This window comes from Marichromatium sp. PS1 (assembly GCF_041155115.1).
GTDB lineage: Bacteria > Pseudomonadota > Gammaproteobacteria > Chromatiales > Chromatiaceae > Marichromatium > Marichromatium gracile.
The window spans coordinates 90,661-104,036 of record NZ_BAAFHB010000006.1; the positions used below are offsets into that span (position 1 = coordinate 90,661).

At 67.4% G+C, this 13,376-nt stretch carries 13 protein-coding genes; 12 read left to right on the plus strand and 1 reads right to left on the minus strand.

Going from position 1 to position 13,376, the window contains the following annotated elements:
- The first annotated feature begins 6 nt into the window (after nucleotides 1–6).
- The 9 genes from ACAM26_RS16035 to ACAM26_RS16075 all read left to right on the plus strand — a co-directional run bounded on the left by ACAM26_RS16035 (nucleotide 7) and on the right by ACAM26_RS16075 (nucleotide 10,646).
- Nucleotides 7–981 carry a TIGR01212 family radical SAM protein gene (locus ACAM26_RS16035; RefSeq protein ID WP_369614092.1) on the plus strand — a complete coding sequence of 325 codons (975 nt, stop codon included), beginning with the start codon at nucleotides 7–9 and terminating at the stop codon, nucleotides 979–981.
- A 20-nt stretch (nucleotides 982–1,001) separates the two neighbouring features.
- On the plus strand, nucleotides 1,002–1,997 hold the full coding sequence (locus tag ACAM26_RS16040; RefSeq protein WP_123140684.1) for a peptidase U32 family protein: 996 nt from the start codon (nucleotides 1,002–1,004) through the stop codon (nucleotides 1,995–1,997).
- 148 nt (nucleotides 1,998–2,145) lie between these two features.
- Nucleotides 2,146–3,084, plus strand: a complete 939-nt coding sequence (locus tag ACAM26_RS16045) for a U32 family peptidase (RefSeq protein ID WP_369614093.1) — start codon at nucleotides 2,146–2,148, stop codon at nucleotides 3,082–3,084.
- Nucleotides 3,085–3,169: 85 nt separating this feature from the next.
- Nucleotides 3,170–5,038: an ATP-binding protein gene (locus ACAM26_RS16050; RefSeq protein ID WP_132230469.1), complete on the plus strand. Its 1,869-nt coding sequence runs from the start codon at nucleotides 3,170–3,172 to the stop codon at nucleotides 5,036–5,038.
- Nucleotides 5,035–6,396, plus strand: a complete 1,362-nt coding sequence (locus tag ACAM26_RS16055) for a sigma-54 dependent transcriptional regulator (protein WP_005220922.1) — start codon at nucleotides 5,035–5,037, stop codon at nucleotides 6,394–6,396. Before ACAM26_RS16050 ends, ACAM26_RS16055 begins: the two co-directional genes overlap by 4 nt.
- Before the next feature lie 626 nt (nucleotides 6,397–7,022).
- Nucleotides 7,023–8,030: a TRAP transporter substrate-binding protein gene (locus ACAM26_RS16060; protein WP_132230467.1), complete on the plus strand. Its 1,008-nt coding sequence runs from the start codon at nucleotides 7,023–7,025 to the stop codon at nucleotides 8,028–8,030.
- 179 nt (nucleotides 8,031–8,209) lie between these two features.
- On the plus strand, nucleotides 8,210–8,755 hold the full coding sequence (locus tag ACAM26_RS16065) for a TRAP transporter small permease (protein WP_123142086.1): 546 nt from the start codon (nucleotides 8,210–8,212) through the stop codon (nucleotides 8,753–8,755).
- Complete coding sequence (locus ACAM26_RS16070; RefSeq protein ID WP_123140680.1) at nucleotides 8,752–10,152, plus strand: TRAP transporter large permease; 1,401 nt, start codon at nucleotides 8,752–8,754, stop codon at nucleotides 10,150–10,152. The genes ACAM26_RS16065 and ACAM26_RS16070 overlap by 4 nt, the downstream gene beginning before the upstream one ends.
- The gene (locus ACAM26_RS16075; RefSeq protein ID WP_082805985.1) at nucleotides 10,149–10,646 is read left to right on the plus strand and encodes a universal stress protein; all 498 of its coding nucleotides are present in this window, start codon (nucleotides 10,149–10,151) and stop codon (nucleotides 10,644–10,646) included. Before ACAM26_RS16070 ends, ACAM26_RS16075 begins: the two co-directional genes overlap by 4 nt.
- A 101-nt stretch (nucleotides 10,647–10,747) precedes the next feature.
- Here the strand turns inward: ACAM26_RS16075 and ACAM26_RS16080 are convergent, their stop codons facing one another.
- The gene (locus ACAM26_RS16080; protein ID WP_005220913.1) at nucleotides 10,748–11,218 is read right to left on the minus strand and encodes an SCP2 domain-containing protein; all 471 of its coding nucleotides are present in this window, start codon (nucleotides 11,216–11,218) and stop codon (nucleotides 10,748–10,750) included.
- A gap of 127 nt (nucleotides 11,219–11,345) precedes the next feature.
- On the opposite strand from ACAM26_RS16080, the gene ACAM26_RS16085 reads away from it, so the two are divergent.
- From ACAM26_RS16085 to ACAM26_RS16095, 3 genes are all read left to right on the plus strand, one after another.
- Nucleotides 11,346–12,281 (plus strand): DUF808 domain-containing protein, encoded by a 936-nt coding sequence (locus tag ACAM26_RS16085; protein WP_369614094.1) that lies wholly within the window; start codon nucleotides 11,346–11,348, stop codon nucleotides 12,279–12,281.
- 22 nt (nucleotides 12,282–12,303) lie between these two features.
- On the plus strand, nucleotides 12,304–12,744 hold the full coding sequence (locus ACAM26_RS16090) for an NUDIX hydrolase (protein ID WP_123142088.1): 441 nt from the start codon (nucleotides 12,304–12,306) through the stop codon (nucleotides 12,742–12,744).
- Nucleotides 12,745–12,904: 160 nt separating this feature from the next.
- A complete protein-coding gene (locus ACAM26_RS16095; RefSeq protein WP_369614095.1) occupies nucleotides 12,905–13,363 on the plus strand; it encodes a hypothetical protein in 459 nt (152 codons plus the stop codon).
- The last annotated feature ends 13 nt before the right edge of the window (nucleotides 13,364–13,376 follow it).

A 13,376-nucleotide genomic window follows, 5' to 3' on the forward strand; every position in this document is an offset into this window, starting at 1 on the left:
AGTCGGATGCCCCCGCCCCAAGCTCAACAGCGCATCCTCAGCGATCGCGTCAATACCTTTGGACAGTATCTGCTGAACCGCTATGGTCAGCGGGTGCACAAACTCGCCCTCAACGCGGGTTTCACCTGCCCCAACCGCGACGGCACCAAGGGCCGGGGCGGCTGTACCTTCTGCAACAACGTCTCCTTCAGCCCCAACGCCAAGGAGCCGCCCTCGGTCGCCGAGCAGATCGAGTCGGGCCGCACCGTGCTCGCCAAGCGCACCGGGGCGCGCCGCTTCATGGCCTACTTCCAGGCCTACACCAATACCTACGACCCGATCGACGCGCTGCGCGAGCGCTACGACAGCGCACTCGTCCACCCCGATGTCATCGGGCTGTCGATCGGCACCCGCCCCGACTGCGTGCCCGAGGCGGTGCTCGACCTGCTCGCGCGCTATCGCGCCCGCGGCAAGGAGATCTGGCTCGAACTCGGACTGCAGTCGGCCGATGATCGCACCCTCGAGCGCGTCAACCGCGGCCACACCTTCGCCGACTACCAGCGCGCGGTGCAGGCAGCACACCGCCGCGGCATCCCGGTCTGCGCCCATCTCATCGTCGGCCTCCCCGGCGAGGGACGCAACCACGCCATCGAGAGCCTCGAGCGCGTGCTCGGCGTCGGTGTCGAAGGACTCAAGCTGCACGCCCTCCACGTCGTGCGCCACACCCGCCTGGCGATCGACTGGCGACGCGGTCACTACCAGCCGCTCGCGCTGGAGGACTACGTCGCCACCTGCGCCGACATCATCGAGCGCACCCCGCCCGAGGTGACCTTCCACCGGGTCACCGGCACCGCCTCGCGCGATATCCTGCTCGCCCCCGACTGGTGTAGCCAGAAATGGGCCGTGCTCAACGGCATCGAAGCCGAGCTGTATCGGCGCGGCACCCGACAGGGTGACCTGATCACGCCCTCGTCCTGCCGCAAACTTGCAAGTACCGCCTGACTCGCTGGAGACCATCCACCATGGAACTCGTCTGTCCCGCCGGCAACCTGCCGGCGCTGAAGGCCGCCGTCGACAACGGCGCCAACGCCGTCTACATCGGTTTTCGCGACGATACCAACGCCCGTCACTTCGCCGGCCTGAACTTCGGCGACAAGCAGATCCGTGACGGCCTGCGCTACGCGCACGATCGCAACGTCAAGGTGCTGGTCGCCGTCAATACCTATGCCCAACCGAATGGCTGGGAGCGCTGGAGCGCGGCGGTCGACCGCGCCGCCGATCTCGGCGTCGACGCCATGATCGCCGCCGACATGGGCGTGCTCGACTATGCCGCCAACACGCACCCGCAGCTCAACCTGCACCTCTCGGTGCAGGGCTCGGCGACCAACCCAGCGGCGATCAACTTCATGCACCGCCAGTTCGGTATCAAGCGCGTGGTGGTGCCGCGCGTGCTCTCGCTCGCCCAGGTCGCACACCTGATCGAACGCTGCGACGTACCGGTCGAGATCTTCGGCTTCGGCAGCCTGTGCGTGATGGTCGAGGGCCGCTGCCTGCTCTCCTCCTATGCCACCGGCCAGTCGCCCAATACCTTCGGCGCCTGCTCGCCGGCTTCCCACGTCGAGTGGATCGACACCGCCGAGGGCCAGGAGACGCGCCTCGGCGGGGTGCTGCTCGAACGCCGCGGTCACGGCGAGCCGGCTGGCTATCCGACCATCTGCAAGGGTCGCTATCAGGTCAACGGCAAGCTGCGCTATGCCATCGAGGAGCCGACCAGCCTCAACACCATGGAGATCCTCCCCGATATCATCGCCTCCGGGGTGAGCGCGATAAAGATCGAGGGACGCCAGCGCAGCACCCGCTACGTCACCCAGGTCACCCGGGTCTGGCGCGAGGCGATCGACGCCTGCCGCCGCGACCCCCAGAACTTCCGCCCGCGCGACGACTGGCGGGCGGCACTGGCTCAGGTCTCCGAGGGCACCCAGACCACGCTCGGCCCCTACCACCGCCAGTGGCACTAGCGATCACCGGGAATCGGCGGCGCGTCACCACGCTCCGGTCGACGCGTCGCTCCCCGGCCGCCAGACCCGAACGGACACAGCCGGGGGCGTGACGACGATCGCCGCCCCGGTCAATCCATCCCAACAGCCCCACTGACACCCGATAGCCATGCAACCCCAGCACACGCCAAACCAGCGCCCCCGTCTCTCGCTCGGCCCCCTGCTCTACCATTGGCCGCGCGAACAGGTGATGGACTTCTACGCCGAGATGCTCGAGACCCCGGTGGCGACCATCTATCTCGGTGAGACCATCTGCTCCAAGCGCCGCCTGCTGCGTCCCGAGGACTACTGGGAGCTGGCCGAGCGCGTCGCCGCCGCCGGCAAGGAGCCGGTGATCTCGACCCTGGCGCTGATCGAGTCCGACGGCGAACTCAAGACCCTGGAGCGACTCTGCTCCGACCGGCGCTTCCTGGTCGAGGCCAACGATCTCGGCGCGCTGGAGTATCTCGACGGTCACCCCTTCGTCGCCGGTCACTCGATCAACCTCTACAACGATCGCACCCTGGCCTTTCTCGCCCGCCACGGACTCAAGCGCTGGGTGCTGCCGGTCGAACTCGGTCGCGACACCGCGCACGCACTGATCGCAACCCGCCCCGAGGGCGTCGAGTGCGAGCTGTTCGCCTTCGGGCGGCTGCCGCTGGCCTACTCGGCACGCTGCTTCACCGCCTACAACCGCGATCTCGCCAAGGACGACTGCCAGTTCTGCTGCATCGACTACCCCGACGGACTGACCATCGACACCCAGGAGGGCGATCACTTCCTCACCCTCAACGGCATCCAGACCCAGTCGGCGAGCACCCACACCCTGCTCGGCGCGCTCGACGAGGTCACCGCGCTCGGCGTCGAGCTGCTGCGCATCAGCCCGCAGTCGCGCCACACCAGCGACATCATCGCCGTGTTCGACGCCTGTCTGCGTGGTGACATGAGCCATGGCGAAGGCCTGGCCAAGCTACGCGAGTACGCCCCTTCGGGGCTGTGCGACGGCTACTGGACCGGTGCCGCGGGCTATGCCGGCGGCACCGGCGTCGCCGTGCCCGGACCGGCCTGATCCCGCCACCCCGGCGCCTCGGGGCCCGAGGCGCCGCCCGCCATCACGCGGGACGGCGCGTCCGGCCCCGGGCCGGAAGACACGCTTGATCGTCGAGCAGCCGCCATCCCCCCGCCCGCACCCCGCCCGCCATCTCCCCTGGCTGGCGCTGTTCGCGCTCGTCTGCGCCGGGCTCTGGGGGCTGGCGCGCTGGGCCTATCACGACGGCGTCGAGCGGCTGGCCGAGCAGGCGCGCACCGACCTCGACCTCTACGTCGTCCATCTCCAGGGGCTGCTGGCCAAGTACGAACCGCTGCCCGAGCTGCTCGCCACCAACCCGCGCCTGACCGAGTTCCTCCGCACCCCGGGCGGGCGCGAGAGCATCGTCGCGCTCAACCGCTATCTGGAGACGGTCAACCGCATCAGCGACGCCACCGACACCTATCTGATGGACGCCGCGGGACTGACCATCGCCGCGAGCAACTGGAACGCCGAGCGCCCCTTCGTCGGCCGCGACTTCAGCTTCCGCCCCTACTTCCACGACGCCATGGACGGTGAGCTCGGGCGCTACTTCGCCCTCGGCACCACCTCCAAGCGACGCGGCTACTACTTCGCCTACCCGGTGCGCGAGAACCACGAGATCCTCGGCGCCGTGGTGGTCAAGATCGACGTCACCGAGGCCGAGCGACGCTGGGCGAAGTCCGGGCATGTCTTCCTCGTCACCGACCCCGACGGGGTGATCTTCATCTCCACCGAACCGGCACAACGCTTTCGCACCCTGCACCCGCTCGCCCCCGAGGTCAGACGGCGCATCCGCGCGAGCAACCGCTATCTCGACGCCAGCCTCGAGCCACTCGAGCTGGCGGTGCGCGACACCACCGCCGACGGCACCCTGGTCCGGCTCGGCCCGCCCGCATCCTGGCCGGAGCCACCGCCCTACCTGCTGCAATCGCGCGCGATGCAGAACGCCGGCTGGCAGGTCCACGTGCTCTCCAACACCAGCACGGTGATGCGCGACAGCCTCAAGCTCACCGCCCTCGCCGGCGCACTGCTCGCGGTCACCGCGCTCGGCGTCGCGCTGCTGTTACAGCGCCAGCGCAGCCGCCGCGCCCATGCCGCACTCACCGAGCGCGCGCGCGCCACCCTCGAGCGCATCAACCTCGAACTCGAGGCCCGGGTCGCCACCCGCACCGAGGAGCTCACCCGCACCAATCGGCGGCTGCGCGCCGAGATCGACGAGCGGCTGCGCGCCGAGCAGGCGCTGCGCGAGACCCAGCAGGCGCTGATCCAGTCGGCCAAGCTCGCCACCCTCGGGCAGATGTCGGCGAGCATCAACCACGAACTCAACCAACCGCTGGCGGCAATCCGCACCTATGCCGATAATGGACGGCTGCTGCTCGCCAAGGAGCGTCATCAGGAGGTCGCGGCCAACCTCGGTCAGATCCTCGCGCTCACCGAGCGCATGGCCAAGATCGGCTCCCAGTTCAAGCTGTTCGCACGCAAGACCTCGGGCGAGCTGACGCCACTGCCACTGGCGGCGGTGATCGAGGGGGCTACACGGATCATCACGCCGATGCTCGCGCGCTGTCACGGCGAGCTGATCGCGCGCATCCCCGACCATCTGCAGGTCCGCGCCAACGACGTGCTGCTCCAGCAGGTCATCGTCAATCTGCTCGGCAACGCCTGTCAGGCCATCGCCGAGGCCGAACAGCGCCGCATCGAGATCGATGCCCGCCGCGAGGGCGACACCGTGGTGACCTGGGTGCGCGACACCGGCCCCGGCATCCCCGAGTCCGACCTGGCGGTGATCTTCGAGCCCTTCTTCACCACCAAGGCCGCGGGCGACGGGCTCGGGCTGGGGCTGGCGATCTCCTCGCGCATCACCACCGAGATGGGTGGCGCGCTGGTGGCCAAGCCCGCCCGCGCGGGCGCCTGCTTCGAACTGCGCCTGCCGGCTGCGGAGAGCCCTGAATGAGTCAATCGCCACATGTCATCTTCGTCGACGACGAGCAACACATCCGTGCCGCCAACCGCCAGACCCTGGAACTCGCCGGGCTCACCGCCCAGGTGTTCGACCGCGCCGAGCGTGCCCTGCCGCTGCTCAGTCGCGACTGGCCCGGGGTGCTGATCACCGACATCCGCCTGCCCGGGATCGACGGACTCGAACTGCTCGCCCAGGCTCAGGCCATCGACCCCGACCTGCCGGTGATCCTGATCACCGGTCACGGCGACATCAGCACCGCGGTCAACGCGATGCGCGCCGGGGCCTATGACTTCATCGAGAAGCCCTACCCCGCCGAGCGCCTCCTCGACACCGTGCAGCGCGCACTCGACAAGCGCGCCCTGGTGATGGAGAACCGCAACCTGCGCGTCGAGCTGATGGCCAACACCGCGCTCGGTCCACGCATCATCGGCCACAGCCCGGCGATGCGCCGGCTGCGCGCGACCATCTCGCAGATCGCCGACACCGGCGCCGACGTGTTGATCCTCGGCGAGACCGGCACCGGCAAGGAGCTGGTGGCGCGCTCGCTGCACGAGCACAGCAACCGCCGCGACCGCAACTTCGTCCCGGTCAACTGCGGCGCGGTCCCCGAGAGCATGATCGAGAGCGAGCTGTTCGGTCACGAGGCCGGCGCCTTCACCGGCGCCAAGGCGCGGCGCATCGGCAAGTTCGAGCACGCTCACGAGGGCACCCTGTTCCTCGACGAGATCGAGAGCATGCCCGCACCGGCCCAGGTGCAGCTGCTGCGCGTGCTCCAGGAGCGCACCATCGAGCGGCTCGGCTCCAACCAGCTCATCCCGCTCGACTTCCGCGTGGTGGCGGCGACCAAGATCGACCTGCGCGAGGCGGCCACCGCCGGCGACTTCCGCGAGGATCTCTACTACCGGCTCAACGTGCTCACCCTGCACATCCCGCCGCTGCGCGAGCGTCGCGAGGACATCCCGCTGCTGTTCCATCACTTCCTGCTCGTCGCCCAGGACCGCTTCCAGCGCGACGCGCCCTTCCCCGAGCAGGACCAGATCAGCCGTCTGCTCGGTCACGACTGGCCCGGCAACGTGCGCGAGCTGCGCAACCTCACCGAGCGCTACGTGCTGATCGGCGAGCAGTACGACTGGTCGCTCGAGACCCTGTTCGCCGGCGACCCCGACAGCGGCCTGCCGCAGACCCTGCCGACCCAGGTCGAGTGCTTCGAGCGCAGTCTGATCGTGCAGGCGCTGGCGGCCAACAAGGGCAGCATCAAGGACACCATGACCACCCTCGGCATCCCCCGCAAGACGCTCTACGACAAGATGCAGAAGCACGGACTCGACAAGGACGACTACAAGGACTGAGCACGGATCGGCGGATATCCGCCGTGCCGCTCACCCCGCAATGGGTGGGATTCCACCCACTCCACCACGCCCCGCCACGCGCCAGCCGTGGAATCGTCGACAGCGCCCCGCGACATCACCCCGCCGAGCAGCGCACACACAGCGCAACCTGCTGAAAGAAAAAAGTAATATTCGAAAGTCAGGGAACACCGAAATGGCACCGCCCCGGCGCTGAAAAAACCTGGCCCACGAATTGCTTTAATGTGGCGTTCGATCCAACTGGATCGGCGAGACATCACCCATTCTCGTGCGAAACGGCTACTCCCGCCTCGGCGGGGACGGCCATGCCCCGGGGCCCGGAGTGAATCCGACAGGAAGGCGAGCGGGAAAACAGGCCTTCACAATCAGGAACATGGGACACCATCGACCGCTCTGAACAGAACGGCACGAGGTGTCTGCGCCACGGATGGGCGCGAAGAGCGCCGAGACCCGCGCTACTCTTCCCGAGGGCGAACCCTGCCGAGCCGACAGCGCCAGCAGGACGCCCGCCCTGGAACAGACCGGCACTTGAGTGAAAAACCGCCGCCCACCGGGCGGCCCGCTAACCCACCCCGACCAGAAAGGCGGGGCCTCTTGCGGAGGAACTGATGAAACCGACCTTAGCCGCACTCTCCCTGGCTGCGATCACGGCCGCATCCACGCTCGTCACCGGCACCGCCAGCGCCGCCGATGATCCGATCGTGATCAAGTTCTCGCACGTCGTGGCCGAGAACACCCCCAAGGGCCAGATGGCGCTGAAGCTCCAGGAGCTGGTTGAAGAGCGCATGGGCGACCGCGTCGTTGTCGAGGTCTACCCCAACTCGCAGCTGTTCGGCGATGACAAGGTGCTCGAGGCGATGCAGCTCGGCGACGTGCAGCTGGCCGCGCCCGCACTCTCCAAGTTCGGTCGCTACACCAAGAAGCTCGCCCTCTTCGACCTGCCCTTCCTGTTCGAGGACCTCGACGCGGTCGATCGCTTCCAGCAGAGCGAGCCCGGTCAGGAGCTGCTCAGCTCGATGGAGAAGAAGGGGCTGATCGGTCTCGGCTACCTCCACAGCGGCCTCAAGCAGTTCAGCTCCAACGAGCCGCTGCGCGTGCCCGAGGACGCCGCCGGCATGAAGTTCCGCATCATGTCCTCCGAGGTGCTCGAGGCGCAGTTCAAGGCGGTCGACGCCACCCCGCTGAAGAAGCCCTTCTCCGAGGTCTTCACCCTGCTCCAGACCCGCGCGATCGACGGTCAGGAGAGCCCCTGGTCGAACACCTACACCAAGAAGTTCTTCGAGGTGCAGCCCTACATCACCGAGTCCAACCACGGTCTGCTCGACTACATGGTGGTGACCTCGGCTGAGTTCTGGAACGGTCTCCCCGACGATCTCCGTGCCGAACTCAAGGCCACGATCGATGAGGCGGTGGCCTACGGCAACCAGGTCGCCCGCGAGAAGGACCTCGACTATCGCCAGAAGATCGTCGACTCCGGTCGCACCGAGATCATCACCCTCACGCCTGAGGAGCGCGCCCAGTGGCTGCAGGCGATGAAGCCGGTGTGGGAGGAGTTCGAGGACGAGATCGGCGCCGAGCTGATCGACGCCGCCTACGCCTCGAACCGCGGCAACTGAGCCCCGCCGACCTGTCCTGACCTCCAGGACGGGTCGTCACGTCAGGCTCAATCAGCGCGCCCCGCGGCCCCGCCCGCGGGGCGCATCGCATCATCGACGGCCCGACCTTGCGTGCCAAGCGGCGCGCCAGTGTCTACCCTCAATCTGACCACCTTCATTCAACTCGAGCGTCATTGACCATGTTCTTGCGCTTCATCAACAAGACCGAGGAGGCCATCATTTCGCTGCTGCTGGTGGCGATGACCCTCCTGGTGTTCGCCGAGGTCGTCATGCGCTTCGGCTTCAGCACCGGCGTCTCCTGGGGCCAGGAGGCCACCCTGCACCTGTCGGCCTGGTTCGTCCTGTTCGGCGTCTCCTACGGCCTCAAGGTCGGCGCCCATATCGGGGTCGACGCCTTCGTGCGCCTGTTCTCGCCGCTCGTCCAGCGGCTGATCTCGGCGCTCGCCATCCTGCTCGCGCTGGCCTATTGCGGACTGTTCATCTACGGCGCCTGGATCTATCTGGGCAAGATGAAGATGATCGGCATCGAACTCGAGGACATCGCCATCCAGGCCTGGATCGCCGACAGCATCCTGTTGATCGGACTGGCCATGCTCTCGATCCGCCTGCTCGAGCTGCTGTGGGCCGTGGCCACCGGTCGCGCCACCGGCTTCCACCAGACCAACGAGGCAGAGGAAAGCATGCACCTGGCCGAAGAACTCAAGCGCGAGGTGGCCGATAAATGACCACTGCAACCCTGTTCCTGCTGCTGTTCGGTTGCATGCTGCTGGGCATGCCGATCGCCATCGCGCTCGGGCTGTCCAGCATCACCACCATCCTGCTGTTCTCCAACGACTCGCTCGCCTCGATCGCGCTCAAGCTGTTCGAGGCGCTCTCCGGGCACTACACCCTGCTGGCGATCCCCTTCTTCATCCTCTCCTCGGCGTTCCTCTCGACCGGCGGCGTGGCCAAACGCCTGATCCGGTTCGCCACCGACGTGGTCGGACACATCCGTGGCGGTCTGGCAATGGCCTCGGTGCTCGCCTGCATGCTGTTCGCCGCCGTCTCCGGCTCGTCGCCGGCGACCGTCGCCGCCATCGGCACCATCGTCATCGCCGGCATGGTCAAATCCGGCTATCCGAAGGAGTTCGCCGCGGGCGTCATCACCAATGCCGGCACCCTCGGCATCCTCATCCCGCCCTCGATCGTGATGCTGGTCTATGCCGCGGCCACCGAGGTCTCGGCCGCGCGCATGTTCATGGCCGGCTTCATCCCCGGGTTGATGATGGGCCTGATCCTGATGATCGCCATCTATATCGTCGCCCGCATCAAGAAGCTGCCCTCGCAGCCCTGGCCCGGCTTCCGCGAGATCTTCCGCGCCGCCTTCAGCGCCTCCGGCGGCATCCTGCTGATCGTCATCGTGCTCGGCTCGATCTACGGCGGCGTGGCCAGCCCCACCGAGGCGGCGGCGGTGTCTGCGGTCTATGCCTTCCTGGTCGCGGTCATCGGCTACCGTGACATGGGTCCGCTCAAGACCGTGCCCTGGCGCTACCAGGGCGAGGGCTTCTTCCGCATGCTCGGGCGCAACACCTGGCAGGTACCCACGGCGCTGGCCACCAGCTTCGCCCACCCCGAGGTGCGCAAGGTGGTGCTGGATGCGGCCAAGGTCTCGATCATGCTGCTGTTCATCATCGCCAACGCGATGCTGTTCGCCCATGTGCTGACCACCGAGCGCATCCCGCACCAGATCGCCGAGTCGATCGTCGCGTGGGGCCTCGAGCCGTGGATGTTCCTCATCGTGGTCAACATCCTGCTGCTGATCGCCGGCAACTTCATGGAGCCCTCGGCGATCCTGCTGATCATGGCGCCGATCCTCTTCCCGATCGCCATGCAGCTCGGTATCGACCCGATCCACTTCGGTATCATCATGGTCGTCAACATGGAGATCGGCATGCTCACGCCGCCGGTCGGGCTCAACCTGTTCGTCACCGCCGGCATCACCGGCGAGAGCATCGGCTGGGTCATCAAGGCGGTGCTGCCGTGGATGCTGCTGCTCCTTGGCTTCCTGATGTTGATCACCTATATCCCGCAGATCTCGCTGTTCCTGCCGGAATACATCGACCAATTGCAGGGTTATAAATGATGACGAACCAGATGCCGACCTATCAGCACATCCTCTACGCATCGGACTTCGGCACCCACACCCGTCCGGTCTTCCACAACGCCGTGGCACTGGCCAAGAGCACCGGCGCGCGGATCACCATGCTGCACGTGGTCGAGCCGATGGGCAGCACCGGCCAGACGGTGGTCGGCGCCTATCTGCCCGACATGAACCGCAAGCAGCACGAGCAGGAGGTGCTCAAGGAGGTGCTCGCCACCCTCCACAAGCGCCTGGCCAAGTACTGCGCCGAGGTCCCCGGCTCGTGCAACGCCGAGTCGGAGATCGTCGAGGCGCTGGAAGTGGCCAGCGGCCTGCCCTCGGAGGAGATCCTGCGGGTGGCCAAGGCGCGCGAGGCCGATCTGATCGTGCTCGGTACCCGCACCCATGCGCAGATGGGGCTGGGTGCGATCGGTTCGACCGCTCGCAAGGTGCTGCACAACAGCCCGATCCCGGTGCTGATCGTGCCCAACCACTGAGAGGACGCGCCAGGGACGGCGCCAGGACGGCATCGCAACGAAAACGCCCCGTCAGGCTTGGCCTGACGGGGCGTTTTCATCTGCGCCGAAGCGGCATCGGCTCAGTGACCGGGGAAGCGCACCCCGGCCATGCGATCGATCGCACGGGTCAGCGGCTGCCAGCGCTCCGGCGGCTCGAAGGCGTCGAGGAAGTTCTTCAGATACAGACCGAGCTCGGTGCTGCCCGACATCCGCAGCCGACGCTGGAAGAACAGGGTGTCGGCGTCCTCCTGACGCGCCGCCAGCATCATGAACTCGCGGGTGTCGCCGGCGATGCTGGCATCAGCCGGGCGCTGCTCGCCGTAGCCCTGGATGCGGCCATTCTCGAAGCCGAGGCGATAGCGCACGCCCATGTCGGCGATCTCGATGGCGACCTGACGCCCCTCGAGGAAGTCGAGCTCGCCATCGGCGATCGCCTCCTTCATCACCTGATTGAGGATGCGTGCCAGCGCGCGGCTGTGAAAGGTCGTCGGCATCAGGCGCAGCGGCAGGGAGAGCGGGCGCAGCAGACGGGGGGGAAGGACAGACGACATGGTGGTAGTGATCTCTATCAAGGACTTTTATCAGATTAACATTGGATTTTCGCTGCTCTCTCGACACAAGCGAATGACGCATGTCAAATAGCCACTTTGGCCGTTCGCTACCGGGAGACCCGTCACCATGGCCACCAGCCTGCTCGCCCTGCTCGACGACATCGCCAGCGTGCTCGACGACGTCTCGCTGCTGACCAAGGTCGCGGCGCGCAAGACCGCGAGCGTCCTCGGCGACGACCTCGCGGTCAACGCCGAACAGGTCCACGGGCTGCGCGCCGAACGTGAACTGCCGGTGGTCTGGGCGGTGTTCAAGGGCTCGCTGCGCAACAAGCTGATCCTGGTCCCGGCCGCGCTGCTGATCAGCGCACTCGCCCCCTGGGCGATCATGCCGCTGCTGATGCTCGGCGGACTGTTTCTCTGCTACGAGGGCTTCGAGAAGGTCGCCCACCGTCTCCACGGCAACCCCAAGGGCGAGACGCGCGAGACCGAGCTCGAACAGGCCCTCGCCGACCCCGCGACCGATCTCGCCGCCGTCGAGCGCACACGCATCGCCGGCGCCATCCGCACCGACTTCATCCTCTCGGCCGAGATCATCGTCATCACCCTGGGCACCGTCGAGCAGGCCGGCTTCCTCACCCAAGTGCTGGTTCTCGCCGGCATCGCGCTGCTGATGACCATCGGGGTCTACGGTCTGGTCGCGGCCATCGTCAAGCTCGACGACGCCGGGCTCTATCTCAGTCGCAGCGGCGGCGAGGGGGCACTCGCCAGCGCGCGACGCCGACTCGGCGAGACCATCCTGCGTGCCGCGCCACGGCTGATGAAGGGGCTGTCGATCGTCGGCACCATCGCCATGTTCCTGGTCGGCGGCGGCATCCTCGTCCATGGCCTGCCGATCATCGGCGAGCCGCTCCACCATCTCGCCGAGGTCCTCGCCGGGCTGCCCGTGCTCGGCGCTCCGCTCGCAACCCTGGTGCCGCTGCTGATCAACGCCCTGATCGGCATCCTCGCCGGCGCCCTGGTACTCAGCGTGGTCGAGGCCATCGGTCGGCTGCGTCGCGCATAGCCCCAACCCAGGAAGGTCAACGATGCCCGCACCCGTCACCCCGCTACTCACCGTCGACGTCATCATCGAGCTGATCGACCGACCCGAGCGTCCGATCGTGTTGATCGAGCGGCGCAACCCGCCCCACGGCTGGGCCATCCCCGGAGGCTTCGTCGATCCCGGCGAGCGGGTCGAGCGCGCCGCGGTCCGCGAGGCGCTGGAGGGGACCGCGCTGCAGGTCGAGCTGCACGCACTGCTCGGCGTCTACTCGTCGCCACTGCGCGACCCGCGCGCCCATACCGCCAGCGCGGTCTATATCGCCACCGCCAGCGGCGAGCCCGAAGCCCGTGATGATGCCAAGGGCGTCGAACTGTTCCATCCCGATACGCTTCCCGAGCGTCTCGCCTTCGATCACGCCGAGATCCTCACCGACTATCGCCGCTTCCGCCTGGTCGGCACCCTGCCCCCGCCACGCCTGGGTTGATCCACCGTCACACAATCCGACGGCGCCACGACCAGACCGGCAAGCACCGAGCCGCTCGGCACCTCGTGACGGCACAGCCTGGGTGAACAGACCACTTGATCGAGATCGCCTGGGCGTCAACATCAAGCCCCGTCAACCGATCACCAGGAGCACCATCGGTATGCGCCCGATCCGCCATCTTGCCACCCTGCCACTGCTCGCGCTCCTCGTCGCCTGCACCGGCATGCCCACCACCGAGGATGACCTCACCGACACCGCCATCCCCCGCCTGCTCGGTCCCGACGAGACCCTGGTCGAGGTCCAGACCAGCGACACCGAGCCACTACGCCTCGAAGGCCGCATCGAGGGCTATGCCGGTCCCGCCTACGCCATCCGCAGCACCCCCGGCGAGCGCCTGAAGATCACCCTGGAGAGCGCGAGCAGCAACGTCTATTTCAACGTCCACGACGCCGCCGACGGCAGCGCCACCGCGGTCTTCCGCGGCGAGTTCGAGGGTCGCACCGCCACCCTCACCGCCACCGGCCCGACCGTCTGGCTGATCCGCCCCTTCCAGCCCCGCGCCTCGGCACGACGCGGCGAGCGCATCGACTTCAGCATCCGTATCACCCGCAACGGATAGGTCAGCGCCGCCA